The sequence below is a fragment of the Streptomyces sp. NPDC024698 genome (genome assembly GCF_055559015.1).
Genome location: NZ_JBVHLK010000006.1, coordinates 161,784 through 184,210, shown reverse-complemented (window position 1 = coordinate 184,210; position 22,427 = coordinate 161,784). Strand labels below are relative to the sequence as shown.

25 protein-coding genes and 1 pseudogene are annotated in these 22,427 nt (G+C 71.3%); 11 read left to right on the top strand and 15 right to left on the bottom strand.

All coding sequences use genetic code 11. The annotated features are described in order from the left end of the window. Positions 1–133: 133 nt before the first annotated feature. Together ACZ4AA_RS16410 and ACZ4AA_RS16405 are read right to left on the bottom strand one after the other, a co-directional pair. The gene (locus ACZ4AA_RS16410; RefSeq protein ID WP_467601685.1) at positions 134–958 is read right to left on the bottom strand and encodes a polysaccharide lyase family 7 protein; all 825 of its coding nucleotides are present in this window, start codon (positions 956–958) and stop codon (positions 134–136) included. Positions 959–1,063: 105 nt separating this feature from the next. Next, the gene (locus ACZ4AA_RS16405; protein WP_467601683.1) at positions 1,064–2,677 is read right to left on the bottom strand and encodes a sodium/solute symporter; all 1,614 of its coding nucleotides are present in this window, start codon (positions 2,675–2,677) and stop codon (positions 1,064–1,066) included. Between the two features lie 343 nt (positions 2,678–3,020). On the opposite strand from ACZ4AA_RS16405, the gene ACZ4AA_RS16400 reads away from it, so the two are divergent. Both ACZ4AA_RS16400 and ACZ4AA_RS16395 read left to right on the top strand, forming a co-directional pair. Beyond that, complete coding sequence (locus ACZ4AA_RS16400; RefSeq protein WP_467601681.1) at positions 3,021–3,635, top strand: nucleotide-binding protein; 615 nt, start codon at positions 3,021–3,023, stop codon at positions 3,633–3,635. Then, positions 3,632–3,856, top strand: coding sequence for a hypothetical protein (locus ACZ4AA_RS16395; RefSeq protein WP_467601679.1), 225 nt, complete (start codon positions 3,632–3,634; stop codon positions 3,854–3,856). The genes ACZ4AA_RS16400 and ACZ4AA_RS16395 overlap by 4 nt, the downstream gene beginning before the upstream one ends. A 48-nt stretch (positions 3,857–3,904) precedes the next feature. Here ACZ4AA_RS16395 and ACZ4AA_RS16390 read toward each other — a convergent pair whose 3' ends face one another. Further along, a complete protein-coding gene (locus ACZ4AA_RS16390) occupies positions 3,905–4,744 on the bottom strand; it encodes an alpha/beta fold hydrolase (RefSeq protein WP_467601677.1) in 840 nt (279 codons plus the stop codon). 70 nt (positions 4,745–4,814) lie between these two features. Between ACZ4AA_RS16390 and ACZ4AA_RS16385 the strand changes: the two genes are divergently transcribed. Both ACZ4AA_RS16385 and ACZ4AA_RS16380 read left to right on the top strand, forming a co-directional pair. Continuing rightward, complete coding sequence (locus ACZ4AA_RS16385) at positions 4,815–5,294, top strand: MarR family winged helix-turn-helix transcriptional regulator (RefSeq protein WP_467601675.1); 480 nt, start codon at positions 4,815–4,817, stop codon at positions 5,292–5,294. A gap of 129 nt (positions 5,295–5,423) precedes the next feature. Beyond that, positions 5,424–5,957 carry a GNAT family N-acetyltransferase gene (locus ACZ4AA_RS16380; RefSeq protein WP_467601672.1) on the top strand — a complete coding sequence of 178 codons (534 nt, stop codon included), beginning with the start codon at positions 5,424–5,426 and terminating at the stop codon, positions 5,955–5,957. Between the two features lie 45 nt (positions 5,958–6,002). Here ACZ4AA_RS16380 and ACZ4AA_RS16375 read toward each other — a convergent pair whose 3' ends face one another. Continuing rightward, complete coding sequence (locus tag ACZ4AA_RS16375) at positions 6,003–6,434, bottom strand: YrdB family protein (RefSeq protein WP_467601670.1); 432 nt, start codon at positions 6,432–6,434, stop codon at positions 6,003–6,005. Between the two features lie 157 nt (positions 6,435–6,591). Here ACZ4AA_RS16375 and ACZ4AA_RS16370 point away from each other — a divergent pair, with 157 nt between their 5' ends. Beyond that, a complete protein-coding gene (locus ACZ4AA_RS16370; RefSeq protein WP_467601668.1) occupies positions 6,592–7,509 on the top strand; it encodes an NADP-dependent oxidoreductase in 918 nt (305 codons plus the stop codon). Between the two features lie 36 nt (positions 7,510–7,545). Here the strand turns inward: ACZ4AA_RS16370 and ACZ4AA_RS16365 are convergent, their stop codons facing one another. Continuing rightward, the gene (locus ACZ4AA_RS16365; protein WP_467601666.1) at positions 7,546–8,286 is read right to left on the bottom strand and encodes a class I SAM-dependent DNA methyltransferase; all 741 of its coding nucleotides are present in this window, start codon (positions 8,284–8,286) and stop codon (positions 7,546–7,548) included. A 153-nt stretch (positions 8,287–8,439) separates the two neighbouring features. Beyond that, a complete protein-coding gene (locus tag ACZ4AA_RS16360) occupies positions 8,440–9,006 on the bottom strand; it encodes a TetR family transcriptional regulator (protein ID WP_467601664.1) in 567 nt (188 codons plus the stop codon). Between the two features lie 160 nt (positions 9,007–9,166). Between ACZ4AA_RS16360 and ACZ4AA_RS16355 the strand changes: the two genes are divergently transcribed. Together ACZ4AA_RS16355 and ACZ4AA_RS16350 are read left to right on the top strand one after the other, a co-directional pair. Further along, the gene (locus ACZ4AA_RS16355; RefSeq protein WP_467601662.1) at positions 9,167–10,102 is read left to right on the top strand and encodes an SDR family oxidoreductase; all 936 of its coding nucleotides are present in this window, start codon (positions 9,167–9,169) and stop codon (positions 10,100–10,102) included. Positions 10,103–10,289: 187 nt separating this feature from the next. After that, positions 10,290–10,661 (top strand): VOC family protein, encoded by a 372-nt coding sequence (locus ACZ4AA_RS16350; RefSeq protein ID WP_467601660.1) that lies wholly within the window; start codon positions 10,290–10,292, stop codon positions 10,659–10,661. Positions 10,662–10,790: 129 nt separating this feature from the next. Here ACZ4AA_RS16350 and ACZ4AA_RS16345 read toward each other — a convergent pair whose 3' ends face one another. After that, positions 10,791–11,369, bottom strand: coding sequence for an O-methyltransferase (locus tag ACZ4AA_RS16345; protein ID WP_467601658.1), 579 nt, complete (start codon positions 11,367–11,369; stop codon positions 10,791–10,793). A gap of 377 nt (positions 11,370–11,746) precedes the next feature. Here ACZ4AA_RS16345 and ACZ4AA_RS16340 point away from each other — a divergent pair, with 377 nt between their 5' ends. Continuing rightward, complete coding sequence (locus ACZ4AA_RS16340) at positions 11,747–12,571, top strand: alpha/beta fold hydrolase (RefSeq protein ID WP_467601656.1); 825 nt, start codon at positions 11,747–11,749, stop codon at positions 12,569–12,571. A 148-nt stretch (positions 12,572–12,719) separates the two neighbouring features. On the opposite strand, the gene ACZ4AA_RS16335 is transcribed toward ACZ4AA_RS16340, so the two are convergent. The 5 genes and pseudogenes from ACZ4AA_RS16335 to ACZ4AA_RS16315 form a co-directional block, all read right to left on the bottom strand. Further along, positions 12,720–13,265: a 2'-5' RNA ligase family protein gene (locus ACZ4AA_RS16335; protein WP_467601654.1), complete on the bottom strand. Its 546-nt coding sequence runs from the start codon at positions 13,263–13,265 to the stop codon at positions 12,720–12,722. 115 nt (positions 13,266–13,380) lie between these two features. Then, a pseudogene (locus tag ACZ4AA_RS16330) lies at positions 13,381–13,587 on the bottom strand (outer membrane protein assembly factor BamB family protein); the annotation flags it as partial. Then, complete coding sequence (locus ACZ4AA_RS16325) at positions 13,584–15,656, bottom strand: WD40 repeat domain-containing protein (protein ID WP_467601652.1); 2,073 nt, start codon at positions 15,654–15,656, stop codon at positions 13,584–13,586. The gene ACZ4AA_RS16325 and the pseudogene ACZ4AA_RS16330, both read right to left, overlap by 4 nt. A 131-nt stretch (positions 15,657–15,787) precedes the next feature. Then, entirely contained in the window at positions 15,788–16,165 is a 378-nt protein-coding gene (locus ACZ4AA_RS16320; RefSeq protein ID WP_467601650.1) for a hypothetical protein, read from the bottom strand. Positions 16,166–16,481: 316 nt separating this feature from the next. Continuing rightward, complete coding sequence (locus ACZ4AA_RS16315; protein WP_467601648.1) at positions 16,482–17,258, bottom strand: hypothetical protein; 777 nt, start codon at positions 17,256–17,258, stop codon at positions 16,482–16,484. Between the two features lie 282 nt (positions 17,259–17,540). Here ACZ4AA_RS16315 and ACZ4AA_RS16310 point away from each other — a divergent pair, with 282 nt between their 5' ends. After that, positions 17,541–18,632 carry a PP2C family protein-serine/threonine phosphatase gene (locus ACZ4AA_RS16310; protein ID WP_467601646.1) on the top strand — a complete coding sequence of 364 codons (1,092 nt, stop codon included), beginning with the start codon at positions 17,541–17,543 and terminating at the stop codon, positions 18,630–18,632. A 138-nt stretch (positions 18,633–18,770) separates the two neighbouring features. Here ACZ4AA_RS16310 and ACZ4AA_RS16305 read toward each other — a convergent pair whose 3' ends face one another. Continuing rightward, a complete protein-coding gene (locus ACZ4AA_RS16305; RefSeq protein WP_467601644.1) occupies positions 18,771–19,133 on the bottom strand; it encodes an HGxxPAAW family protein in 363 nt (120 codons plus the stop codon). 150 nt (positions 19,134–19,283) lie between these two features. Between ACZ4AA_RS16305 and ACZ4AA_RS16300 the strand changes: the two genes are divergently transcribed. Then, positions 19,284–19,751 (top strand): MarR family winged helix-turn-helix transcriptional regulator, encoded by a 468-nt coding sequence (locus tag ACZ4AA_RS16300; protein WP_467602467.1) that lies wholly within the window; start codon positions 19,284–19,286, stop codon positions 19,749–19,751. A gap of 170 nt (positions 19,752–19,921) precedes the next feature. On the opposite strand, the gene ACZ4AA_RS16295 is transcribed toward ACZ4AA_RS16300, so the two are convergent. Next, positions 19,922–20,209, bottom strand: coding sequence for a hypothetical protein (locus ACZ4AA_RS16295; protein WP_467601642.1), 288 nt, complete (start codon positions 20,207–20,209; stop codon positions 19,922–19,924). A gap of 192 nt (positions 20,210–20,401) precedes the next feature. Between ACZ4AA_RS16295 and ACZ4AA_RS16290 the strand changes: the two genes are divergently transcribed. Beyond that, positions 20,402–21,004, top strand: coding sequence for a hypothetical protein (locus ACZ4AA_RS16290; protein WP_467601640.1), 603 nt, complete (start codon positions 20,402–20,404; stop codon positions 21,002–21,004). Between the two features lie 232 nt (positions 21,005–21,236). Here the strand turns inward: ACZ4AA_RS16290 and ACZ4AA_RS16285 are convergent, their stop codons facing one another. Next, positions 21,237–22,427, bottom strand: a complete 1,191-nt coding sequence (locus ACZ4AA_RS16285) for an MFS transporter (RefSeq protein WP_467601638.1) — start codon at positions 22,425–22,427, stop codon at positions 21,237–21,239.

Here is a 22,427-nt window from a genome sequence, read left to right as displayed (position 1 = left end):
GGTTCTGTCTTGCTGCATCCCCCCCTAAAAAAGAACTTCTCGTCGTCTATTTTTTGCGCCCGGCCCCCCCGGGGGGGGGGGGCCGGGGCCGGGCGCCGCCCCCACCCCTCCGTCGTGTCCGACGCGTTCCTTGTCAGCCGTGCGACACCGTCAGGCCGTAGAAGGCGACCTTCGCCCCCTTCGTGGTGCTCTCGGAGGACGACTGGTTGTACGAGCCGGCCTTGAAGTACTGCTTGTACGGGAAGAACGACGACGGGATCGCGTAGTGCGTGGTGCTGCCGTTGACGGTCAGGTCGATGGTGTTCCCGCCGGAGACGGCGATCGTGTACGTCCAGGTCTTGCCGACCGCCACGTGCCCCACCGTGTGAGTGGTCTGCCCGCCGGACGGCGCGTTCTCGGTGCCGACGACGACGTCGCCGCTCGCCCGGTAGTACAGCTCCACCAGCGGTTTGGTGGACGAGCCGCCGGAGCCGAGGTGGATCTGGCCGACGCACACGTTCGAGGTGACCGACACGACCCGCAGGGTCGCGCTCAGCCGGTGGCTGCCGCCGAGCGACCAGTCCGCCGCGCCGCCGCCGCGGTTCATCTCCCGGAGTTCGGAGCGGGCGTAGGAGGAGTTGGGCGTCGTGACGCCCTTCTCGGGTGCCCAGAACGTCATCGCGCCGTCGCGGGTGTCGGTGAAGAAGTACGCGTCCTGGTAGCCGTTCGCCCCCTGGAGGCGCGCGGAGGAGATGGTGGTGGGCGAGCCCGGTGAGCCCACCGGCTCCTGGAGTTGCCAGACCGACAGGTCGAAGTTGCCGCCGGGCGCGACGTTCGGGTCGGCGGCACCGGCGTCGGCGGTGCCCAGGACGGTGACCGCGGCGACGAGGCCCGCGACGGTGGCGGTCGTCAGAAGCCTGGGTGCGGCAAGTCGGCGGCGCGCAGCGGTGGTTCGGGTATGTGGTCGGGCATTCACCATGACAGTCACGGCCTTTCGTCTGGTCGTGCGGAGCAGACGGTGGGGGAAGGCGGAGTTCACATGGATGAACTTTGAGTTCACCTGTGAACTTCGTGTGCCGTGACGCTAAAGGTCTGCACCAGCCCCGTCAAGAGGTCGCGCGGACAAGGGGGTTGAGGATCGGGGCCAGGAGGACCGGGCGGCGCGGGTACGCGCGGGCGTGCGGCCGGCGAGCCCCAGCAGGAAGCCGGCCGGAATGGTGACCAGCCCTGGTGTCTGGAGCGGGAACCAGCGGACGTCGTGGCCGGGGAACACCGCGAAGGAGGTGCCCGACACCGCGGGCGAGCCCGCGAGCAGCAGCACGATCAGCGGCAGCGTTCCGTAGACGGTCCAGCGCACACCGGTCGCCGAGTGGCCCGGCAGGAAGAGCGCGTACAGCAGGACCGGGGCGATCACCGAGGCCGCGACCGTGAACGACAGCGAGATCAGCGTCAGTCTGCCGCGGTCCCCGAGAACCGCCGACAGGGCGACGGCGCCGGCTCCGACCAGGACGATGCCCAGCCGCGCCCGGCGGATCTCCGCGGCGGGCGCCCGGCCCCTGGCCCCGTGGGCGGGCCGGGCGCCGAAATCCCGGGCGAGGCTGGAGGCGGCCGCCAGCGTGATGCCCGCGACGGCCGCGAGGGTGGTCGCGAACACGGCGCAGGCGACGACCGCGAAGAGCATGCTGTGCCGGGCGCCCCCGGCGACCGGGTCGAGGGCGCTTGTCACCATCAGCAGGGCGGTCGCTCCCCCGGGATCGGCGGCCCGCACCGGGCCCCGGCCGATCAGGGCACAGGCGGCCAGACCGGCCACCACGACCCCGGCGCACACGAGCGCCACGGGGACGACGGCCCAGCCGACGGCGCGCCGCGCGGTGCGGGCCTCGGCGACCGGGTGCAGCCGCATGGTGAGGTGCGGCAGACAGGCCGCGCCGACCAGGAGGGTGGCCTCGAAACCGATCAGGTCAAGGCGCCCGGTGGCGGAGTCGCCGAAGTGCAGTCCGGGGCGGCCGTATCCGGCGCCCGCTCCGGAGCGGTCCCGGGCGGCGTCGAAGAGCGCTGCCGGTGACCATCCGTACCGGGCGAGGACCACCCCGGCGAGGAGCAGCATCGCGGTGAGGGTCACCCCGACCTTGAGGATCTGTACGTACCCGATGCCGCGCATCCCGCCGAACGCCGCGTAACAGACCATCAGAACGCCTCCGGCGACGGTGCATCCGGTGAGCGCGCCGTCGGGGAGCCCGAACATGGCCGCCATCACGCGCCCGGCGGTGGAGAGTTGCACCAGGAGCAGCGGGGTGAGCACGACCAGGGTGGCGACGCCGAGGGCACGGCGTACGGAGGGTGCGCCGAGGCGGTCGGCGAGGAAGTCTCCGAGGGTGAACACCCCTGTGCGGCGCAGGGGTTCGCCGAGGATCCGCAGGACCAGGTAGAGCGAGACGACGGTGGCGCAGGCGAAGAGGATGCCGTCCGCCCCGTCCAGGGCGACCGCGCCGGTGGTGCTGAGCAGGGTGGCGGCGGAGATGTAGTCACCGGCGATGGCGAGTCCGCCCCCGACCGGGCCGAAGGCCGCTCCGCCACCCGCGTAGAAGTGTTCGGGGTCGTCCAGGTCGGCCGCCGCGAGGCCGCACAGCAGCAGCGACACGGCGACGAAGGCGAGGAAGACCACGACGGCGAGCGACTCTCCGTCGCCGGTGCTCATCGGTGGCACTCCGTTGCCGGGGCCGCGTACGGGCGTACCGGTGCGCCCGGGAGGCGGGAGGGCGGCGCGGCAATAGGCGCGGGTGCGGTGGGTGGTGCGGAAGGTGCGGGAGACATGCCGGGCATGGCATCAGCCGTGCGGGGGCGCGTACAGGGGACTCCGTGTTCGTGCGGCGGTTGCACAGCGATCGTCGTGCGGGTCTGTGCGCGGGCACAACGCGTTGATCCATTGGAATGATTCACCGGCGCGGCGGGGTGAACGCCGGGGCTCCTGGCCCGCTCGGCCGGTCCTCGGTCCCCCGCGTTCACTAGCGTGGCTCCCCGTGTCGATGAGCTATGCCTTTGTGAACCTGAAACCCGGAGTGGGCAAGACGACGAGCGCGGTGTGGTTGGCCCACGCGCTGCACGAGTCGGGCTTCTCACCGCTGCTGGTGGACAGTGACCCCGCGTCCTCGGCGCTGCGGTGGAGCGAACTGGCCGGGGGCTTCCCCTTCCCGGTGTTCTCCCTCCCGGTCGGCGATGTGCACCGGCGCGTGAACGACTTCCTGGGCGACCGGCAGGCGGTGGTGTTCGACGCCCCGCAGATGGAGGACCACGCCCACATCGCCCGGAGCATCATGCGGTACGCGAGCGAGTGGATCGTGCCGGTGACCCCGTCCCCCATCGAACTGGACCGGATGGCACCCATCGGCCGCGAGATGGGCGACGTCCAGTCACTGCGGTCACGGCCCGCCCGCTCCGCCGTGCTCCTGAACCGTACGAACCGTCCGGACGCGACCCGCACCGGTCCTGACGCCGACGCCCGCGAAGCGCTCACGGAACGCGGCTTCGACGTGCTGTCCACCCACATTCCCCGACTCGACCTGTATTCCCAGTCGTTCGGCAGCCCTGTCACGGTCAAGGGATCGGCGTACATGGATCTCGCGGACGAACTCATCAAGCGTCAGGACACGAAGTGAACCAGCGCAAGGACACCTACCGAGCGGCTCTCCAGCGGGAACCGGAGGCCGCTGTGCCCCGTCAGGCCACGGTCGCACGGCTCCACACGCGCTACGTCCGGGTGACGATCGAGCTGGACCCGGCCCTGCCTCGCCAGCTGAACCGCTGGGTGGGGCCGCCGGTCTCGGCGCTCCTGCGCGCCGGCGCGACCGTACTGCGCCCGCTGACGGGCACCTCGTAGGGGAAGGTCGTCCGTGCCGTCACGCACCCGCGTGACGGCACGGACCGCTCAGGCCATGAACCGCGTGAGCAGGCGGTTGAGTTCGGCCGGTCGTTCCGTGGGCAGGGAGTGGTGCGAGGCGTCCGGCAGGATGTCGACGCTCGCCGTCGGCAGGAGATCGCTGACCCGCGCGGCGACGCGCGACGCGTCGTGGGCGCGGCTGCGCCCGGCCAGGATCACCAGGACCGGAACCGCGCAGGCGCGCAGCTCCGCCGGTTTCGGCCGGCGCGCCGCGACGACCTTGGACCGGCGGGCGTCGGCCGTGCTCTCCAAAAACGCCTGCCAGGCGGGATGTTCGGGGTCGGCGCCCGTTTCCCACCGGTGGAAGGCGCGCACGCGTCGGGCCCTGGGCCGCAGCAGCATCGGCAGGGCGCGGGCCACGTATCCGGGACGCAGGCCGGCGAAGCAGTTGGTGGGGTCCAGCAACGCGAGGCGGCCGATCCGCCCGGGTGCTCGCAGGGCGTGGTTCAGGGCGATCCAGGCGCCGTAGGAGTGGCCGCACACCCGCGCGCCGTCGAGGCGCAGTTCGTCGAAGAGTGTGTCGAGCCAGGCCGTCAGGTCGTCGGCTCCGCGCAGGGGCGCCCCGTCGTGCACACTGCGGCCGATGTCGCCCATGAGGTCGGGGGCGTACACCCGGTGGGTGAGGGACAGCGGGCCGACATTGGCGAACCACACCGCCGACGTGGCCCCGCCACCGGGCAGCAGCAGAAGCGGTGTGCCGTTCGCCGGGCCGCTGATGTGGACCCGGGTGGTGCCGTACGGGGTCGGGACATCGACGCTGTCGATCTCCACAGGCCACTGTCGCAGAACGGTGTCGTACGCCGAGAGGAAGCCCGCTTCGCCACTCATGATCGCCACCTTATGATTACTCGACCATCGATAATCTCGATGAACGAGATAATATCTCCAGGAGGACGGCGTGGACGATCGGGACCCGGACCTGCAACTGGTCCATCTCCTCAGGGCTGTCACCATGGAACTCGACCTCTTCGGCGCCGAGTTCGCCGGACTCCACGGACTGCATCCCACGGACGTACGGGCGCTGGTCCACCTGCTGGACGCCGCCCGGACGGACACACGCGCCACACCGGGGTGGCTCGGAGCGCGGCTCGGAGTGAACTCGGCGTCGACCACGGCCCTGATCGACCGGCTGGAACGGCTGGCCCTCGTGCGCCGGGAACGGGACACCCACGACCGGCGGCGCGTGCTGCTCACCGTGACGGACGAGGCCGTCACCCTGGGCTGGTCGTTCTTCGGACCGCTGATCAGCGAGATGGTGGCCTCGATCCGTACCTTCGACGAGAGGGAATTGGCCACGGTACGGCGCTTCCTGCTGGCCATGCGCGACGTCACCGCCGCCGGGCGAAGGAACCAGGGCGAAGGCCCCGCCGGAAGGTGACGGTCGCGGGTGTACGCCGGGGCCGGCCCCGGCGCCGGGGCGGGTCCCGCCGCCCGGCCGCGCTCCCGCACCGGTGCGGCGCCGCCCCCGGCCCGGCTCATGCCCCGTCCGTGAGGCAGGATGGATCTCATGACCGAGATCCGCACCCCCCGCCTCCTCCTCCGCCGCTGGTACGACGACGACCTCGCCCCCATGGCGGAGATCAACGCGGACCCCGAGGTCATGCGCTGGGTCGACGACGGCTCGGTCCTCGATCTGGACGCCACGGCCGAGGCGATCGAGCGGTGGGAGGAGGACTGGGACGAGGAAGGCTTCGGTCTCTTCGCGGTGGAACTGCTGGGCTCGGGCGAGCTCGCCGGTTTCACGGGACTGTCCGTGCCGGAGTTCCTGCCCCAGGTGCTTCCCGCGGTCGCGATCAGCTGGCGGTTCGGTTCGCAGTTCTGGGGCCAGGGCTACGCCTCCGAAGCCGCCCACGCCACACTGGAGTTCGCGCTCCAGGATCGCGGCCTCGACCGTGTCGTCAGCATCGACCGGCCGGGCAACGAGGCCTCCCGGAACATCGTGCAGAAGCTCGGCATGGAGCCGGCGGGCGAGGCGATCCACCCGGTCCACGGCTTCCCGTTGACCCTGCACGCCATCGATCTCACCGAGTACCAGGCCTGAGTTCCCCCCCCCCCGTCCCTCCTCCGAGGCCCGCCCCGGCGGGCCTCAGCCGGACTCCGGCGAGCCGCTCGCGCCGTCCGGCCCCACGGGTGGGCCCGGCACGGTGCGGCGGAGCGTTTCGGCGACCGCCGTGTTCGCGACCACGACGACCGCCATGACCACCGCGGCCACGGGATGCCCCACTCCGTACAGGGCCGCCGCGCCGCCGCCCAGCACCACCGCCTTGACGACGAGTACGAGGGGCAGCCCCGGCCGCAGCCGCGCCTTCGGCGCCGCGAACAGCGACCAGAGCACGACGGCCGCCAAGGGCACCCCCAGGCCGGCCACGACGGGAAGAAGCCGGCCATGGCCGAGGGTGAATCCCCACCAGCTCAGGCAGGCGATCGCGGCGAGCTCCACCACGAACGCCAGGATCTCGTTGGCCGCGAACCAGGGCCGCTCGGCGAACTGACGGGTGGTACCGGGGTCCGAAGACATGAAGTCCTCTCGGTCTGCGTGGCCGGCCGGCCTGGCTTGCACGCGGGAACACTACTGCCCCGCACGGCAGTTGACTCCGAAGTCATGGTCGCCGCCCGGTCCTCACAGGCTCCGGCGCCCCCGTTTCGCCCGAACGAGGAAGAGCGGTGATCACAGGATGAAGGCGGTCCGGTTCCACGAGTACGGCGGGATCGACGTGCTCCGGGTGGAGGACGTGGAGCGGCCGACGCCCGGCCCCGGGGAGGTGCTGGTCGAAGTCCGCGCCGCCGGGATCCAGCCCGGTGAGGCGATGATCCGCGAGGGCGCACGGCACCGGCGCCGGCCTGCCGTCTTCCCCTCGGGGCAGGGAAGCGATCTGGCCGGAGTCGTGGTCGAGACCGGCCCGCACGTCCGGGGCTTCGCGCTGGGCGACGAGGTCCTGGGCTTCACGCACGACAGGGCGAGCCACGCGGAGTTCGTCATCGCGGAGGACGTGAAGCTGGCGGCGCGTCCTGAGGGGCTTCCCTGGGAGGTGGCCGGGTCGCTCTACGTGGCCGGCACGACCGCGTACGCCACGGTGTTCGCGGTTGACCCCGGGCCGGACGACACCGTCGTGGTGTCCGGCGCGGCGGGCGGCGTCGGGTCCCTCGCCGTGCAGCTCGCGCGGCGGCGCGGTGCCACGGTGATCGGGCTGGCGAGCGAGCGGAACCACGCCTGGCTCAAGGAGCGGGGGGTCGTCCCGGTCAGCTACGGCGAGGGCGTGGCCGAGCGGATTCGGGAGGCCGCGGGCGGGACGGTCGACGCGTTCATCGACACGTTCGGCGACGGATACGTGGACCTGGCCGTGGAGTTGGGCGTGCGGCCGGGGCGGATCGATACGATCCGCGACTGGGAGGCGGCGGCCCGGGTCGGCGCACACACATACGGCGAGGGCGCGGCGGCCTGCGCGGTGGTGGTCGGCGAACTGGCCCGGCTCGCGGCGCGCGGAGAGCTGGAGGTGCCGATCGCCCGGACGTACCCACTGGAGCGGGTCCGGGACGCGTTCCGTGAGCTGGAACTACGGCGGACCCACGGCAAGATCGTGCTCTTGCCCTGAGGACGCGCCCCTCGGAGCGCCCGGCCGGCTCCGCGGTCAGGGGGCGGGCTTCTCCCAGACCGAGACATGACGGCGACTGTCGCTCGTGAACGGGTCCCGGGTCCAGCCGTCCCATCGTTCGCGCAGTCGCAGGCCGGCGAGCTGGGCCATCAGGTCGAGTTCCGAGGGCCACACATACCTGAACGGGATGGATCGGTACTCACCGCGGCCGTCGACCACCTCGACGTAGTTCGAGCTCGTCGCCTGGGTGGCGACGTCGTAGATGTCGAACGCCCATCGTGTGGGGCTCACTTGGAAGGGCACGACGTTCTGGCCCGCCGGGAGTCTGCGCAGTTCGGGGATCGCCACCTCGATGACGAAGCAGCCCCCGGGCTCCAGGTGGGCCGCCGCGTTGCGGAAACACGCGACCTGTTCCTCCTGCGTGGTGAGGTTCATGATCGTGTTGAAGACCAGGTAGGCGAGGGAGAACATCCCTTCCACTCTCGTCGTGGCGAAGTCACCGATCGTGACGTCGATCGCGTCACCGTCCGGCTTGGCGCGCAGCCGGGCGGCCATCGCCCGTGACAGGTCGATGCCGTGGACCGGGACTCCGCGTCGCGCCAGCGGCAACGCGACGCGCCCCGTCCCGATGCCCAGCTCAAGGGCCCGTCCATCGGCGGCCAGGTCCGCCAGGAAGCCGACCGTCGCGTCGATGACGCCGGGTTCGAACATGTCCCCCGACGACTCGTCGTAGGTTGCCGCGACGCGCTCGCCGAAGTATCCATCCGGTTCGTCCATCGCCAGACCGTACTGCGGGAGCTCTTCGCGGCGCGCGCCAATTGTGCGGTGTTCACGGGCGCGGGCCCGGGGCCTTCCTGGCGCGACGTGGCTCGGAAGCAAGAGTGAACTTCCCTTCCCCGGCGCCGACTTCGAGCCGTCCCGGCGGGGGCGTCACGCGTCCGCGGTCACTGCCCTCAGACCGGCCAGTGACTCCCGTATGAACTGGGCCAGTTCCTTGTCTCCGATCTGATCGACCCAGCGCCGGAAGGCGAACTTGAAGACGGCGATCCCCACCTCCGCGGCGAGCCCCGCGGAGGCCTCGTCGACACCACGCTGCCGCAGCGCGTCCGTGAGCGTCGCGGACAGCGAGGCGAGTTTGATCAGCTCGCGTTCCTGCAACTCGGTGTTGGCGTCGATGACGGACTGCCGCTGCCGGGCGTGCTCCCTGCGGGCCTCCAGTACGGCCGCGGCACCGTCGAGGGCCAACGCCACGGCATCGAGCGGGGTGGCGGACTGCGGGGCACGCGCCACGGCACCGGCGAGCACGTCCCCCAACTCGCTCGACCCCGCGAAGAGCACCTCGCGCTTGTCCGCGTAGTGCCGGAAGAACGTCCGCTCCGTCAGCCCCGCCCGCTCGGCGATCTCCGCCACCGAGGTGCGGTCGAACCCTCGCTCGACGTAGAGCTCCAGTGCCGCCCGTGCGAGGCGGCCGCGCGCGTCCGGCTGCCATCGACCCATGCCCGGCATCGTACTCGACGGCAGTGACTGACATCGGAGGTCGCGCTTCGATGACAGTCACTGACATCGGGTGCTACGTTTGATGACAGTCACTGACATCGCCGGGTCGCCCCGACCCGCCCTCACGGCGCGAGGGCGACCCCGGACGGGAGGCTTTCTCATGCGTGTTTTCGTCACCGGGGCATCCGGATGGATCGGCTCCGCACTCGTACCCGAGCTCATCGGCGCCGGACACCAGGTCGTCGGGCTCGCCCGCTCGGACGGCTCGGCCGCGGCCCTGGCCAAGGCAGGGGCCGACGCGGTCCCCGGCACCCTCGACGACCTCGACCTCCTGCGCGAGACGGCCGCGGCGTCGGACGGCGTGATCCACCTCGCGTTCAAGCACGACCTCGCCTTCTCGGGCGGATTCCAGGACGCGGCGGACGCGGACCGGAGCGCCGTCGAGGCCCTCGGCGAGTCCCTCGCGGGTTCCGGGCGGCCGCTCGTCATCGCGTCGGGGCTGGTCGGACTGGCCCCGGGCCGCGTGAGCACCGAGGCGGACGGGCGGACGCCGGACGAGACGCCCGCGCATCTGCCGGGCGGCCCGCGGACCCGTATGGGCACCGCCCATGTGACGCTCGCCCTCGCCGACCGGAACGTCCGCTCGTCCGTCGTACGACTCCCCCCGACCGTGCACGGCGAGGGTGACGGCGGCTTCATGCCGGCTCTGATCGCCATAGCCCGGGACAAGGGTTTCGCCGGCTACATCGGCGACGGGACACAGCGCTGGCCGGCCACGCACCGCGACGACGCCGCCTGTCTCTTCCGCCTCGCCCTGGAGGGCGCTCCGGCGGGATCGGTCCTCCACGCGAGCGCCGAGGACGGCGTACCGCTCCGCTCGGTCGCCGAGGTCATCGGCCGCCACCTCGATGCGCCCGTCCGCTCCGTCCCCGCCGAGGAGGCGGCCGAGCACTTCACCTGGCTGTCCGGATTCATCGGCCTCGACAGCCCGGCCTCCAGCGAGCGGACCCGCGAGCTGCTGGGATGGGCCCCGACCGGTCCTGGCCTGATCGAGGACCTCGACAAGGGGCACTACTTCCGGACGGACACGGAGTAGGCACCACTCAGGAAGACCTCGGGACCCGCGCGTACGGCTCGGGGAGATCCCCGGAGCCGCATGTACAGCTCAGGGAGATCTCCGGAGTCGTTGCGTACGCCCGTACGGGCCCCTCTCGTCCGCCAGATGCCGCCCTGACACCCTTCCAGCGCTGCCACGCCCGCGAAGTCAGGGCACATTGACCGATATGCCCCTCGCGTTGCACCACATCGTCATCGACGCGCACGACCTCCCCTCGCTGGCCCGGTTCTGGGCCGAGGTGCTGCGCTGGCGGATCCTCTCCGAACGGGAGCGGGAGGTCGTGATCGGGCCGGACGAGGCGGCGCCGGTGGGCATCTGCTTCATGCCGGTGACGGAGGGCAAGGTCGTCAAGAACCGGCTGCACCTCGATCTGACCTCCGCGGCCGGGGACCGGGAAGCGGAGATCGAACGCGTCCTGGCCCTCGGCGCCCGCCGGGCGGAAGTGGGCCAGAAGGGCGAGGAGTCGTGGACCGTGCTGGCCGATCCCGAGGGGAACGAGTTCTGCGTCGTACGCCCGAAGGCGACGCTCGTCGGGTGAGGCTCGGACGCCGAACGGTATCGGGTGACTGGCACGCAGACTTGTCACGTGGGATCACGCGAGGCGGCGGAGCACCGCTCCCGGGTCGCCGTCTCGCGCCGGCTCACCCTCGCGGTCGACTCTTGACCGTCAGGCTGTGCGCACTGCCATCAGCAGGCCGCCGGCCCATGCCATGCGGACGCACCGGAAGTCCTCGCGTTCGTCCAGTTCGGCCAGAAGGCGTTTGACGGATGCTTCGTGGCCCTCCGGCCAACCGGGCTGGGGGAAGAGGTCGTCGATCAAGTAGATCCCACCGGGAGCCACGAGTTCCAGGGCCCGGTCGAGGTGGGTGAACTTGCCCGGCCATGTGTCCGCGAAGACGAGGTCGAAGGGGGCGTCGTCGAAGTCTTCCAGCCATGTCCCGCCGTCTCCGCAGACGAACGTCACCCGCGGGTCGGCGCCCAGTTGTGCTTGGGCGAAGACTTGGAGGGCGGGGTCGAGTTCGACGGTGGTCAGACAGGAATCGAGGTCCATGCCGCCGAGGAGCCAGGCGGTGCCTTCTCCGAAGCCGGTGCCGAGTTCGAGGATCCGGCCCGCGGGCCGAGCGGCGGCCAATGCTGCCAGGAGGCTTCCTGTGCGGTCTTCACTGGACATGATGAAGCCCGCGTCGCGCGCCTTGGAACGCAATGAGGGCAGGGCGGTCGGGACACGGCTCGGCGTATCGTCCATGCGCAGATGATGGGGCGATCGCCTCGTCGCGGCAAGGTCAATTCTCGTCCCGAAGGCCGACCGCTTCCCTGCCGTCCGTCATCGCCTGCCATACAACCGTGCCCCGCTTGCTCGTGGAGACGTCGACCGCGCTCCAGGCGTCGTTCCTCAAGCGGTGACGGCGAGCCGCGCCCACCACCTCCCCTGCTGACCGGACACGATGCGGCGGCCGGATGGCCCATCCGAGTGGATACGCGACACCAGGTTCCCGCGGGAAGTCGACGCCCATTTTCGGATGTTGACTTGGCCGAAAATCAACAGGTTTGCCCAGAGATCGGCAGGATCATGGCCAAGGTGATCCGGCGGCAGCCTGCACCCCCATCCTCAGAGGAATTCCCATGCGCGCACGACGTTCGAGCTGGGCCGCCGCCACGGCAGCCGGTCTACTCGGCCTGCTGTCGTTCTCCCTCGCCCCCTCAGCCTCCGCACACCAGAGCAGCCAGTCGCGCCCGAAGCCGACGGTCGTCCTGGTCCACGGCGCCTTCGCCGACGCGTCCGGCTGGAACGGTGTGGTGAAGCGCCTCCTGAACGACGGCTACAAGGTCGACGCCCCGGCCAATCCGCTGCGCGGTCTGCCCCAGGACGCGACCTACATCGCCGGCGTCCTGAACAACATCAAGGGACCCGTGGTCCTGGTCGGACACTCGTACGGGGGCGCGGTCATCACTCAGGCCGCCGCCGGTGATCCCGACGTCAAGGCTCTCGTCTACATCGCCGCCTTCATGCCCGACCGGGGCGAGGCCCTCGGTCAACTCGCCTCCAGGTCCCACGACTCGCAACTCCAGCCCGCCCTGCGCCCCGCACCGTTCTCCAACGCCGACGGCTCCACCGGCATCGAACTCACCATCGATCCGGCCCAGTTCCACACTGTGTTCGCCGCCGATCTGCCCAAGTCCCAGACTCGGATCATGGCCGTCGAGCAGCGTCCCATCAGCGCCTCCGCCTTCGAGGACGCCCCCACCGCAGCGGCCTGGCACACCATCCCGTCCTGGGCCCTGGTCGCCAAGCAGGACAAAGCCATCGGTGCCGACCTGGAACGCTTCGAAGCCCGCCGCGCCGGTTCCCACACGGTCCAGGTCAACGGCTCCCACGTCGTCATGATCTCTCACCCCGACGTCGTGACCCGCCTCGTCGAAACGGCCGCGAAGACCACGGCCCAGTAGCCTCCCGGAAGTCGAACCTCCGAAACTCGAACCGGTTTCCTGCTCGCTGATCGCGGCCCCGACGTCATGCGCGAGGAACACCCATGGAGTGTTCCTCGCGCTTCCTGGGAAACCTCGTCGCATCTGCCTGATGCGGCACTGGAACCCGTCATCGCCGCCCATGGGAGTGGGGTTCCAGCAGTTCCAGGGCGCCGGTTTCGGTGTCGTAGCTGCGCAAGGCGGTGAGCCGGACCGACACCGGAGGCGCCGGCAGCAGCTCGGGGATTCGCCGGTCGGCGAAGGCACCGGCCCGCCGGGTCCGGCCGAGGGTGATGTGGGGGCTCCAGCGTCCGGGTTCGTGCAAGGGGTTGAGGGTGCCGGGTGGACTGTCCGAGGCGACGGCCTCCCACACCCGGCGGTGCAAACTCGCCAGCGTGGAGTCGAGGTCCAACGCCCAGCCCAGCACCGAGGTGGGCCGTTCGAAGCGGACCACGCCGACAAGCCGCACCGGTAGCGGCAGAGCGGCAGCCAGTTCAGCGAGCTCCCAGCGAATCGGAGCAGTCAACTCGCCGCAGGCGGCCAGGGTCACGTGGGGGCTGTTGGTCGGCGATGGGTGGCGAGCCTGCGAGGGCAGCCCCGCATCCGCCAGCCGCTGCCAGGCCTCCCGGACGACCAGGTCCGCCGCCTCGTCCAGCAAAGCCTCGACCGTGCGCACTGCCGCAGCATACCGGCGACCCCTTGCGATCCCGTCGACGACAGCCCTCCGACCAGCGGCTCGACGCGTGGTCGCGTGAGCGGCGGCGTGTCGGCGTGTCGGCGAAGTGCACAACGCCGTTGTCGGCCACCGGTGATGTTCCGATTCCGGCGTCGGCGCGCAGGGTCCAGCGCCGCTGTCCGGTGTCCGCGTCGATCGCCGCCAGACCGAAGAGGTCGTCAAACACGTGGACGGCGCCGTCGGCCATCGCCGGTGTGTGGTGGAGCACGCCCCCGCCCGGCACTCTCCACAGCGTTCTGTCGCTCACCTCGACATCCGTCATGGCTTACCCTCCCCACACAGCAGTCCGCCCTCCGGCGTTCGCCGGGTGAGCGGGAGACCGAGGACTCCGCGGTCATGTCCGACGATCAGGTCCGCGCCCGCGGTGGCCAGGCAGGTGAGCGACACATCCAGGGCGATGTGCCGCACCACGCCGGTCTCCGGTTCCCACACCCGCAGCCGGTGACCGAGTCGGGTGCCGGTCACCAGGACCGTGGTGCCTCCTTGGAGGGTGGCGGCGGTGATGAGCGGCGGGCCGGCGGTGCCCGTGGAGCTGGGCAGGCCATCGCCGACCCGGGCACCGGTGGCGGGATCCCAGAGCATGACGGCGCCGAGGTCGTCCGCCGTGGCCAGCATGGCTCGGTCGGATGTCAGGACAGCCTCCACGGCCGCCGCCCGATGGTCGGCATCGGCGAGCGCGCGTGCGCTCAGTTGCACGGCCGCGCCGCGGTCCCAGGGGTCGTCGACGGCCGGATGCCACACGTGAACGCGGCCCGCGGTGTCCGAGGCCACGATCAGCGTGTGGTGGGCGGAGATCGGGACGGCGGTGACCGACCGGATCGGACTGCCGTAGGGGTTGAGGTGTTTGACGCACTCGCCGGTGTCCGGTTCCCACATCTTGACGGCGCCTCTGGGGGTGGCGGTGACGAGCAGTGTGCGGCCGTCGGGGACGACGGCGGCGCACATCGTGGTCACCCCGCCGGGCCAGGCGCCGGCCGGTTCGCGAACCGGCTGCCCGGTGAGGGGATTCCACACGGCGATCGTCCCGCTGTCCCCTCCGCTCGCCAGCAGGACGCGGCCGTCGGGCAGGGGCAGGGTCGTCATCGAGCGGACGGCGTCAGGATGTCCCGGCAGCGGATCGTGGACGAGTCGGCCGTCGGTCGCGTCCCACAGGCACACCACGCCCTTGTCCCCGCCGCCGCCCACAAGGGTCGGCCGACCGGGGCGGGAGACCACCGCCAGGGCGTCGACGCCTCCGGACGAACCGGGCACGGCATCGGAGAACACCGAGATACGGCCCCAGGGTGTGCCGTCGGCCGCGACGACCGCGTTCCCTTCCTGCCGGAACCGGATCGCCGCCCGGCCGGTTCTTCCGGCCGCCGCTGATCGCCCCCCGTCAGCCGACCCGCCGGAGTCCGTCAGGACCCGAGCCGGGCGGTGTGGGGCGTGCGCGCCGTCCGGGTTCGCCACCAGGCCGTCCGCGATCGTCCACGTACGCTCGCAGTCCCAGCAGCGGAAGTGCCCGGTGAGCGACATCAGCCCGCGGGCCAGGTCCGCCGCGGCCCCCTGCGGGGTCCCCCTGACGGCGACCATCCCGGCGACCAGACACAGGACGGACTGTCCTGGTGTCTCAGGGGACACCCCTCTCGCCGCGACGTCACGCGCCATCCGCAGGAAGGGTTCCCAGCCCTCCCCCAGCACCTCCTCCCGCAATGCCGCGGCAGCCTCGCCCCAGGGATGCCCTTCTCGCCGAACTCGGGCGGCGTCGGGCAACTGCGGAGCATTGAGGGGCGGCCGCTCCGGGTCCACGAAAAGGTCGGGGATCTCCGTGTCGCTTCCGCAGGCGGGGCACGACAACAGGAGGCCGCTTTCGAGGTGATCCGGGAACTGCCACAGCACCTCGCCGATGGGGTGTCCGGCCAAGGCCACGCAGGAGAGGGCGAGTTGGGCACAGACCCGCCCGGGAGTACCGGCCGCGAGGAGGCTTCGGGTCGCCGCCCGCTCGGCCAGCCGCAGTGCGGCACCTAAGCCCGCCGCGAGATCGGCCGGGACGGGGGGTCGGTGGTCGGCGGTCACCATGAATCCGAGGTCCACCCACAAGTCCACGGTCTGTCCCGGAGGAAGGACCGCTGCCGCCTCGACGAGATGTGGCAGCGCCGCGTAGGCCCCGTCGGCGACGACTCCGTCATCCAAGAGGGCGCCGGACAGGTCTCTCCAGGTCCGCAGCCACGCGTCGCCGCCCCCGGGGGCGGCCGCGGAGGCCAACTGGTCCAGGAGTACCCGCAGCTCCTCGACCTTCACACCGTCAAGACCACGCCAACGAGGGCTGTCCAGGGGCAGCTTCGGAATCATGGAACGAGTCTCGCAGGCGGCACTGACATCAACGGGCGGCTCGGTGTGTGCCGGACGGACGGCGAGTGTGCCACGACCGGACGCCCCCTCGCCCGGGTGGGGCGAGGGCGGCGCTCGCGCTCCTTCTGCTGTCAGCCTCTCCGGAGTTCGAGCGATATCGGCGTGGACATCCGGACCTTGGCACCGGGGCCGGGACTGCTGGAAACGACGGTCCAGGCACCCAGCCCGCTGCTCGGGTCGGTCATCACGTCATGTCCGTCGGGCGCGATGGCCTGGATGCTGCCGAAGCACTTCAGGTCCTTGCCGAGCGGGTCGAACGGTTCGCCCTGGACGTCGGGCATGGGCTGGGGCCAGTCCTGCGCCAGGCAGCGCGCGTTGATGCTGTCGGCGGCGTACGAGGGCGAGGACTTGGAACGCTTGGACTGCGAGGCGCTGCTGCACGCGCCGAGGACGGGGACGAGCAGGGCGGTGGCGGTGGTGACGGCGACGATGACGGCACGGTGTTGCATGGTGGATCCCCTCTGCACGAGCTGGCTAGTTGATCGTTCCGGTCCGGTGTCCGGCGCACCGGATCATCCAGCCGGCCTGCGAGCGGTCCACGGGCCTGGAAGCCGCGGCTCCGTCGGCGCGTACGGCTCTGCCTTGTCGATCGGCGGCGGAGCAGCAGCGGGCGGGCGCGGTCGCGAGGCCGACGCCATCGGTTCTTGCGTGCATGGTCCCCCCAAGGACGGTCTTGAGCGCCGCCAGTCTGGCGCCTGCGTGACTTGGAGTGAATGATCATCAACGCTTCGTGTCGTAGCTGTGACCCGCGAAAGTGCGGAATGCTCACACCACGGACGCCTCGGGTGCCGGGCTCTGGGCGCGCAGCCGGCGCCAGACCGGCCGGGGGCAACGGCCCTTGGGGCGTCCGTCGGTGAAGTCCCGGTAGGGAACTCTGAGCGGTTGAAGGCCGATCTCGACCCAGTGGTCCTTGCCGGAGGTGTGGTCCCAGCCATCGTTGGGCATGCGGATGTGGTCGCCGCGGTGGTCCTTGTTCTGGCTGGTGATCTTGAGGACCTCCGCGTAGTGGGGACGGCTCCTGACGACCAGGCAGTAGCGTTCCTTGCTGCCCGCGTTGTCCCGGAACGGAACCACGGCGTGCCAGATCTCGCCCGGCCCCGGGCGACGGCTTCCCGCGGGGAGACCACGGTCGTCCCACCGGCGCAACGCCACGAGGCACAGGTACGCGGTGAGTCCGGCGGCAGCGCACTGCGCCATCGCGCGCGCACTCCACTCGGGCGCGTCGAAGCCGGCCTCGGCCCCGTGCGCGGCGATCTGACCGAGCACGAGCACCGCCGCCGCGCGGGCGACGACGGCCCATGGGGCGACGGACCGTCGGCGGCTCGCGAACAGGGCCACGCCCGCGGCGGCGACGACGGGCACACCGTAGAGGACCGCGTACTGCACCGGGCCCTTGACGTGCAGCGGTGGATCCTGAGCCGCCATCAGGTCGGGCAGGGTGACCGGCAGTGCCAGGGCGTAGCCGATGGCCGTCCACAGGTTCAGGAGCAGATAGCCCTTGACGGCCATACCCAGGCAGGACGTGTTGGTGCGACGAGCCACGGATCCCCTCTTCGTCCGTACCGGATGCCGCATCGTGCGGGCGGCCGGGACGCCACGGGGCGCGAATCCGGGAGTTGCGGGGCGGCCAGCGATCCGTGTGCTAAGGGCCCTGTGTGGATGGCACTCGTCGCCGGATCATCCGCCGCGCGCGCCTCTCCGGTGTGCGGCGTTCGGGTCATAGCCTCCGCGTGGCGTGCGAGCCGCGGGGGGATGGGGCGGCCTGGCGGGCGGCCGACCCATAGCCTGAGCGGCCGGAAGATCAGTCGACGTCTGGAGCAGCGTGTGGCCGGGCTGACGGTGTGGCACCGGCTGGGAAGGTGGAGGCCACTGCTGCCGGTGGTTCTGCTGTGCGCGGCCGTGGTGATCGATTTCGTCACGCCGCCCACGGTCAGTGCCGCCGCTCTCTACGCGGCCGCGATCCTCACGGCCGCTCCGTTGCTCTCCCTGCGCGGCACCGTCCTCACCGGAGTGGCGGCATTCCTTCTCGACCTGGCCATGTTCGGCTACTTCGGGTTCCGCGGGACGGCCACCGCGTACAGCGAACTGGCCATGGTCGCGACGGTGGCGGTGATCTCGGCCTTCCTCCATCGTCTCCTGCATCACCTGCACGCACAGCTCCAGTCGGCGCGTGACATCGCCGCCACGGTCCAGCGGGCCGTCCTGCGCGACCCGCCGAAGGCGTGCGGGCCGCTGCGGTTCGCCGCCCGCTACGAGGCGGCGCAGTCGGACGCGCAGATCGGCGGAGACCTCTACGCGGTGGTCGATACGCCGTTCGGGGTGCGCTGCGTGATCGGCGACGTGCGCGGAAAGGGTCTGAACGCGGTCAGGGCCGTCGCCGACAGCATCGGCACCTTCCGTGAGGCGGCCATGCAGGAACCCAGCCTCACCGCGCTCGTGGAACGACTGGAGCGAGCCGTCGCCCTCGAGATCGAACAGTCCGGGGGCGTGACCGGACTCGAAGGGTTCATCACCAGCGTGGTCGCGGAGTTCCCCCGGCACGGGAACAAGGTCCGGCTGGTCAACCGCGGTCACCCCGCACCCATGTTGTTGCTGCCGGGTGCCGTGCGATATGTCGAACCGAGCCGGCCGGCGTTGCCCCTGGGCCTGACCTCTCTGGCCGCCGGTCCCGAGCACGTCGACACGGTCACGTTCCCGAAGGGCGCCACTCTGCTGCTCTACACCGACGGACTCACGGAAGCCCGGGACGCGAAGGGCGAGTTCTACGAGCCGGCCCGCAGGTCCGACCTGTTGCGGCACGCCCGTCCGGACGCCCTCCTCGACGCCCTGCTGGCCGACGTGCACCAGCACACGGGCGGCAGCATGGCCGATGACGTGGCGCTGCTGGCGATCGCACACGCACCCGAGACCGTGTGACGCACGATGCGGCTCCACGCCGGGGACCCGATTCCGGCCGCGGCCGGGCATGGGATGCTCCCGCGATCACACCCGTGCCCGTGACTGACCCCTGGTTCGGCACCCGCTGGGACACGACGCCGGCGTCTTCCCTTCGCCTCAGGCGTCGGCGACGGCGGGCTCGGCGGTGGGGGCCGCGGCCCGTCGGCGAGACGGCCGTCGGCCCGCGAGGCGGCAGCCGACGCAGTCGGCGTGGCCGTCCCTGGCGGCGGCGTCCCTCACGCGCCAGTCCCACTGGCCCGCCGGGCGGGGCCCGCTCGGTTTGCCCCAGCCGGTCAGGTGGAGAACCCACGTGCTCAGCAACGCCAGGACCAGCACCGCCGCCCCCGCGAGCGCGAGGAGCCCGGACGCCGTCACCACCGCGACCCCGGACAGCCCGAATCCCAGCGTCGCGATCCCCGCACCGGTCCAGCCGGCCACGGTGTGGCCCAAGTCGTGGTCGTCGTCACCGTGGATGAACATGATCGCGCTCCTCAAGAGCTGTGAAGATGGTAGGGCTGACCCCGTCGCGAGATCTCTTATCTCGCGAGCTAATTATCTTAGATACTAAGAGGACTCGTGAGTGATCACAAGGCTCGCCCGGCAGCGACGGCGGAGCAGGCGCTCTACGCCATGGACCGGATGATCGCCACCGCCCAGTTCGGGCAGCAGGACGTCGCCCGCCGGATGGGCCTGAACGTCACCGACCTGACCTGCCTGGGCTTCCTCGTGGAGGCCTCGACGGCCGGCGAGTCACTGGTCGCGGGTGATCTCGCGGAACGGGCCAGACTGACCACGGGCGCGGTCACGGGGGTCCTGAACCGTCTGGAGAAGGCCGGCTACATCCGGCGCACCGCGGACCCGGGCGACCGCCGGCGCGTGTACGTGGTGATGGAGGAGACCGCCCAGGAACGCGTTGTCGAGATCTACGGCCCTGTCTATCAGCGGCTGGCGTCCCTGTTCGGCGAGTACGGACCGGAGGAGATCGCCGTGCTGGCGGACTGGTTCACGCGCGCCCGCGGCATGTTCGACGAGGCGCTGCACGAGATCCGAGAGGGTGCGCCGGCCTCACCGCGGGCCGAGGGCACTTCATCGGCTTGAGGTGCCGTCCGAGCCCCACCGGGTGCCCGGTCCCGGTACGGGTGTCCGAGCGGCCGCGACCGGACTGCCGGACCGTTCGGGGCCAGCAGCCTTTCAGGGGGCGGGACTTGCCTCCGTGCACACCGAAGCCGGCCTCGGGTCCTCCCGAAGGCCGGCTACGAGGGAGAGGTTCAGGGAGCGCCCACGACCTCGGCGACACTGGCGGCGGCCGCCTCGTCCTTGGCCATGCCGAGGAAGCGCTGAACCGTCTGGATCGGCATGTCGAGACCCTCGGACGCCTCCTGCACGCCGCCGAACACCTGCACCGCCTCGGCGACGGCCATGGCGACCTCGACCTCGGCCTTGCGGACCTTGGCCTCGGCCTTGTCCACGGTGTCGACCACCGCCAGCTGACGACGCTGCTTCTCTTGAAGTCGCTGCTTGCGCGACAGGGCCTTGTCGGAGTTCTGCACAGACATGGCCAAGATCATAATCAGTCACGCGTGAGCCGTGAAATCGGCAACTCCCCCGCGTCGCGAGGGGCGTTCACGGCTCGAAACCGGCCAGAACTCCGCCGGCCCCCGCACCGCCCGCGACCGGTCTCGTACAGCCTGCGCTGCGCGCCGTATCTCGGTCGCCGGGGGCCGGGCGGAGCTGGCAGGGTGTTCGTCATGAGCACCGAGCCGGAGCACCCCGGTCCCGTCCGCCATCGCGACGACGGCACGTGGCTCGCCCGGTTCACCGGGCGGATCCTCGTGGTCTGCCCGAAGTGCGGCGGCCGTGCCCTCGTCGTCCCCCGGCCCGGCGTCGAGGCGCCGCAGTACTTCGCCGAGCTGCTCTTCCAGCCGCGCCGACTCGTCTGCCCAGGCTGCGCCACGGTCGCCGACCGGACGGCCGAGCAGCGGGGTGGCGCCCTGGTCGGCGCGGTGCCCGGCGGTACCGAGGACCCGTTCTTCCGGCGTCCCCTGTGGCTTCAGACCCGCTGCGCGGGACGGATTCTGTGGGCCTACGACGTGGAGCACGTCGACGCCCTGGCCGCCTTCGTGGGCGCCCGGCTGCGTGAACGTCGTGCCTCCCCGACGATGGCGATGTTCGCCCGGCTGCCGGCCTGGATGAAGACCGCCGAGCACCGTGACGACGTACTGGCCGGCCTGGCGACCCTCCGGCTCCAGGCCGCGCTGTCGGCACCCGAGGACCGCTCCGACGCGGCCCACGAACGGGGCGACCGCCCACGCCACCACGGGAGCAGCTGGTTCCGCGCGCGGCCGTACTGAGCCGAGCGCGAGGGGCAAGGAGCAGGTATGTCAACGGAGTTGGACCCGGGATCCCTCAGGACTCGCGGTTCGCCACGGGTCGACCGTCCTCGGCTCCGCCATCAGTCTCCGCACCAGGTCGATCACCAGGTCCGGTCGTCCGACGAACGGGGAATGACCCGTCCGCCGTTCCTCGACCTCGCCGCAGCGCGCGGCCATCGACCGTTGGAGGGATCCACTCCCGAGCCACGCCCTAGGCCTCCGCCGCAGTCCGCTGCCGTAGAAGATAGACCCCCGCGATCGACGCCAGGACGGCCATGCAGGCGATGAACACCAGGCCGGCGCCCTCCAGGCCGAGCGGGCCCACCAGTACGCCCACTCCGATCACCGGCACGGAGATGCCCGCGTAGGCGACCACGAAGAGGGTGGAGATCACCGCCGCGCGTTGGTGTTCGGGCGAGGCCTGGGCGACGGTGGTCAGCGCTCCGCGGAACGCGAGGCCCTGGCCGGCTCCGCCGACGATCGCGCTCAGTACCACCAGGACCATCAGGTCCCAGTGGAGCGCGCCGGCGAGGAGGGCGAGACCCGCGAGGAGTGCGGCGCAGCCCAGGGGCAGGGACCGTCCCGGGCCGACCCGGCCGACAGCGAGCTGCCCCGCCGTCGAGGCGAAGAAGGCGAGGGCGACGACCAGTCCGCTCACCGCGTGGTTGGTCACGTCCAGGGACTCGGCGAGGAACGCGGGGCTGACCGAGGTGAACACCCCGAACAGGGCGAAGCCCACGAACGCGGCGATCGCGGGCGGCGTGAACACGGGCCGCACCTGTGCGGGCAGGCCCGGCCGTTGGGGTCGTACGGTGTTCAGCGGGCGGCGTTCGCGGACAGTCTCGGGAAGCCGCAGGACCACGGCGGCCGAGATCGCCACCAGGGCCAGATGGACGGCGAACGGCAGGTACAGCGGCCAGGGCGCGTACTGCGCGAGGATCCCCGCGAGCAGCGGTCCGCAGCCGAGTCCGCCCATGTTGGCGGCCGTCGCGATGAAGGTGGCCCGCGCGGCGCCGCCGGGCGGGGCCAGTTCCATCACGTAGGCGGTGGCTGCCCCGGTGAACAGGCCCGCGGACAGGCCCGACATCAGCCGCCCCACGTACAACCAGCCCAGCCCCGTGGCGGCCAGGAAGCAGACGGCGCTGGCCGCCGCGAAGCCGAGGCCCCACAGGAGCACCGGGCGTCGGCCCACCGTGTCGGACGCGTTGCCCGCGAGCAGCAGTACGCCCATGACCCCGAAGGCGTACACGGCGTACACGATGGTGACGGTGAGCTCGGAGAAGCCGAACTTCTCCTGGTAGAGGCCGTAGAGAGGGGTCGGAAGCGTGGTGCCGGCCATGCACACGGCGAACACCGCCCCGCTGAGCAAACACGCGCGCCACCCTGGGCGATCACCGTCCAT